General features: G+C 71.9%; 3 protein-coding genes and 10 pseudogenes. All 13 read left to right on the forward strand.

The annotated features are described in order from the left end of the window. Window positions 1-312, forward strand: a 312-nt coding sequence (locus UG55_RS43220; RefSeq protein ID WP_255360530.1) for a penicillin-binding transpeptidase domain-containing protein, incomplete at both ends; no start/stop codon positions are given. 1 nt (window position 313) lies between these two features. Further along, a pseudogene (locus UG55_RS43225) lies at window positions 314-389 on the forward strand (hypothetical protein); the annotation flags it as partial. 1 nt (window position 390) lies between these two features. Further along, window positions 391-443: pseudogene (locus UG55_RS43230) on the forward strand (hypothetical protein); the annotation flags it as partial. 1 nt (window position 444) lies between these two features. Beyond that, window positions 445-508: pseudogene (locus tag UG55_RS43235) on the forward strand (hypothetical protein); the annotation flags it as partial. 1 nt (window position 509) lies between these two features. Then, window positions 510-588 (forward strand): annotated as a pseudogene (locus tag UG55_RS45760) (hypothetical protein); the annotation flags it as partial. After that, window positions 585-1014: protein kinase domain-containing protein (locus tag UG55_RS43240; RefSeq protein ID WP_242425070.1), on the forward strand; the 430-nt coding region annotated here is incomplete at its 3' end. The pseudogene UG55_RS45760 and the gene UG55_RS43240, both read left to right, overlap by 4 nt. Before the next feature lies 1 nt (window position 1015). Beyond that, a pseudogene (locus tag UG55_RS43245) lies at window positions 1016-1190 on the forward strand (protein kinase); the annotation flags it as partial. A 1-nt stretch (window position 1191) separates the two neighbouring features. After that, window positions 1192-2219 (forward strand): annotated as a pseudogene (locus UG55_RS43250) (serine/threonine protein kinase); the annotation flags it as partial. Continuing rightward, window positions 2216-2816 (forward strand): protein kinase domain-containing protein (locus UG55_RS43255; RefSeq protein WP_242425071.1); only part of this gene is annotated, 601 nt, incomplete at its 3' end. The pseudogene UG55_RS43250 and the gene UG55_RS43255, both read left to right, overlap by 4 nt. Window position 2817: 1 nt before the next feature. Beyond that, window positions 2818-2971, forward strand: a pseudogene (locus UG55_RS43260) (hypothetical protein); the annotation flags it as partial. Between the two features lies 1 nt (window position 2972). After that, window positions 2973-3445: pseudogene (locus UG55_RS43265) on the forward strand (serine/threonine-protein kinase); the annotation flags it as partial. A gap of 1 nt (window position 3446) precedes the next feature. Beyond that, window positions 3447-3677 (forward strand): annotated as a pseudogene (locus UG55_RS43270) (PASTA domain-containing protein); the annotation flags it as partial. A gap of 1 nt (window position 3678) precedes the next feature. Continuing rightward, window positions 3679-3812, forward strand: a pseudogene (locus tag UG55_RS43275) (hypothetical protein); the annotation flags it as partial.

Here is a 3812-nt window from a genome sequence, read left to right on the forward strand (position 1 = left end):
GGTGACGACGCTCTGCGGGCCCAGGCCGAGGCATTCGGCTTCAACGCGACGATCGACGACTTCCCGCTCCAGCAGGCACGCAGTATCTTCCCTGACGACCTGGACGGGGCCCAGACGGCACAGTCCGCGATCGGCCAGTTCAGCGTGCAGGCGACGCCCTTGCAGATGGCGGAGGTGGCGGCGGCGATCGGCAACGGGGGTGTCCGGATGAAGCCGTACCTGGTATCCGAGCTTCAGGGTCCGGACACGAAACGGATCAGCCGTACCGAACCCACCGTGCTCGGCAGGCCCGTCACACCCGAGGTCGCGGCCNAGCTCACGACGATGATGGAAAGCGTCGTGACATCGGGTTCCGGCCGCCGGGCGCAGATCAGCGGAGTGGCTGTCGCNGGCAAGACCGGCACGGCCGAACACGGTGACGGTGCGGCACCGCACGCCTGGTTNGTCGGTTTCGCGCCGGCAAGCTCGCCACAGGTCGCCGTGGCGGTCATCGTCGAGGACGGAGGCGNGGAGCTCGGAACCGGCGGCGCTGTCGCAGCGCCCGTTGCCCAGAAAGTCATGCAGGCCGCATTGGACACGCAACGATGAGCACATCCGCCAACAGCCCGTCGCCGTCGCAGCCGTTCGCCGGCGCGGCGTCCCCCAACACTGTTCTCGACAACCGCTACCGGCTCGACGGTCGGATCGCGACCGGCGGCATGGGTGAGGTCTGGCGCGGTCTCGACCAGACCCTCGGCCGTCCGGTCGCCGTCAAGCTCCTGCGCCCCGAGTACGCCAGTGACGAGTCCTTCCTGGTGCGGTTCCGGGGCGAGGCCCGGCATGCGGCCCGGCTGTCGCACCCCGGCGTCGCCTCCGTGTACGACTACGGCGAGGTGTCGACCGCCGACGACTACCCGACCGCCTACCTGGTGATGGAGCTGGTGGAGGGTGAGCCGCTCTCGGCCGTCCTGCACCGGGAGAAGCGGCTGACCCCCGACCGGATGCTGGACGTCCTCGGTCAGGCGGCGGACGCGCNGCAGGCGGCCCATGCCCTCGGTGTCGTGCACCGGGACGTGAAGCCGGGCAACCTGCTGATCCGCCACGACGGAGCGGTCAAGGTCACCGACTTCGGCATCGCCCGCGCGGTGGACGCGGCCCCGCTCACCGCGACCGGGATCATGATGGGGACGGCCTACTACGTCTCCCCCGAGNAGGCGTCCGGCCGTCCGGTGACGCCGGCGAGTGACGTCTACTCGCTCGGTGTGGTCGCCTACGAATGCCTGGCCGGGCGGCGCCCCTTCGACGACCGGAACCCGATCGTCGTCGTCATGGCTCACCAGCAGGACACGCCGCCCCCGCTGCCCAACGACATCCCGTACCAGGTCCGGTCGCTGGTCGAGTCCGCCATGGCGAAGGACGCCTCCCGGCGGCCGAGCTCGGCGGGCGCCTTCGCCCGTTCGGCGGCCAGCATTCGGCGCAGCCTGTGGAACGCCGAGGCCGGCCGGTGGAACGGTCCCGCCACACCGGACGCCACCGCCCGCCATCCCGCGCCGTCCGCTCCGCCGAGCTTCGGACCGGGCCATTCCCGCGCCCCGAGCGTTCCCCGGGCCCCGTCCTGGAACCGGCCGGGCAGTGCCTCCTGGACGCAGGCACCCCCCGGGCCGGAATCCCCGGCGGGCGGGCCCGGCATGGGGCCAGGCCCCGGCGCCGGATCAGGTGCCGGCCCGGGAGGTCCGGCCACCGTGCTCCAGCCGGCCGGCGGCCCCGGGCACCCACCGTCCCGCGGGGGCACCGGGCGGCTCTACAGCCCGGGCGAGTTCGCCGACTACGCGGCCAGCCACGGCCAGGGCACCGGCTCGCGGGGGCCGGGCGACCGGGGCGACAACGGCCGTGCCGACCCGGCCAACACGCTGTACCAGCCGTCCTCGCCGCCCTGGGCGGATGATCCCGCCGACCCGGTGGGCGGTGGGCGGGCGGCGCGGCGCCGTCCCGCGGCGACGGGGGGCCGGCGTCGGCTTCCGCTCCCCGTCCTCATCGCGCTGCTGCTGCTCACTGTCCTGGTCGTGGCCGTGATCACCCGCCGGTTCGCGGAGGCGGGCGGGTCCGAGACCGGCACCGCAGCCCCGCCCCATGTGTTGTATCTCACACCGGAAGACGGCAAGATCGTCGGTATGGGCGGTGAGGCGGCTGGCACCGTGGTGGCCGGCGTACCCCAGCCGACGACGGGTGACAATCTGTGACGGATGTAACTGAGAGATACGACGCTCAGCCCCGACTCGTCGGTGAGCGGTACGAACTCGGCGGATGCATCGGTTACGGCGGCATGGCCGAGGTCTACCGGGGCCGCGACATCCGGCTGGGGCGCGAGGTCGCGGTGAAGACCCTGCGCGCCGACCTGGCGCGCGACCCGACCTTCCTGGCTCGGTTCCGTCGCGAGGCCCAGTCCTCGGCCTCGCTGAACCATCCCGCGATCGTGTCGGTGTACGACACCGGCGAAGACGTCATCAACGGGACGCAGCTCCCGTACATCGTCATGGAGTTCGTCGAGGGCCAGACCCTGCGGGAGGTGCTCCAGGCCCGCGGCGCGCTCGACGAGCGGTACGCCATGCAGATCACCGCCGAGGTCTGCGCCGCGCTGGACTACAGCCACCGCATGGGCATCATCCACCGCGACATCAAGCCCGCGAACGTGATGGTCGGGGCGGACGGCGCGGCCAAGGTCATGGACTTCGGCATCGCCCGGGCGACCACGGCGACATCGTCCACGATGACCGCCACCTCGGCGGTCATCGGGACGGCGCAGTACCTCTCGCCCGAGCAGGCCCGCGGCGCGCGGGNCGACACGCGCAGCGACGTCTACTCCACCGGGGTGCTCCTCTACGAGCTGCTCACCGGTGAGCCGCCGTTCCGCGGCGACAACCCCGTGGCGGTCGCCTACCAGCACGTGCGGGAGATCCCGCCGCCGCCGTCGAGTCACGACCCCCGGATCTCCNCCGAGGCGGACGCCATCGTGCTCAAGGCGATGGAGAAGGATCCGGACGACCGGTACACCACCGCCGGCGAGATGCGCGATGACCTGGAACGCGCGCTCAGCGGGCACCGGGTGCACGCCATGATCATGGGCGCGGCCGACGAGACGATGCTCGGTGCGCAGAGCCCGGCCACCGCCGGCACCGCGCTGCTGGGCCGCCCGGGCGGCTACGACAACCGCTCCGACGGCCGCTACGACGACGGCTACGACGAGTACGACGACCGCACCAGGGTTCGCGGCGAGCCCTACGACCGGTTCGAGCAGACCGGTCCCTTCGACCGCTACGACTCGCCCGGCCGCTTCGGTGACGGCGGCGGGTACGACGACGCGCCCCCCAGCCACCGTGACGACGACCGCGGTGGTTCACCCGTCTGGAAGTTCGTGCTCGCCGGGCTCGGCGCCGTCCTCGTCTTCGTCGTGGTGGCGCTGCTCGCCNGCTCACTGCTCGGCGGAAAGAACGACGAGGACACGGTCGCCACCCAGTTCACGATCCCGGGCGGTCTGGTCGGCCAGACCTACGACGAGGCCCTCAAGCGGCTGCAGAAGGCGGGCTACAAGGGGCAGCCGCAGCGGGTGAACGAGACGAGCACCGCGTACGAGCCGGATCACGTCATGAAGGTCTCCCCCGAGCCGGGGGAGAAGATCGAGCCGGACGGGCAGATCGTCCNCACCGTGGCCATGGCGGAGGGGCAGAAGACGATCCCGCAGAACATCGTCGGGATGACCGAGCAGGAGGCGCGGAACACCCTCACCGGACTCGGTCTGCAGGTCACGTCGATGCAGCTCTACGATGCCGCCGAGC

Origin of the sequence: Frankia sp. EI5c (genome assembly GCF_001636565.1) — a bacterium.
Lineage (GTDB): Bacteria > Actinomycetota > Actinomycetes > Frankiales > Frankiaceae > Parafrankia.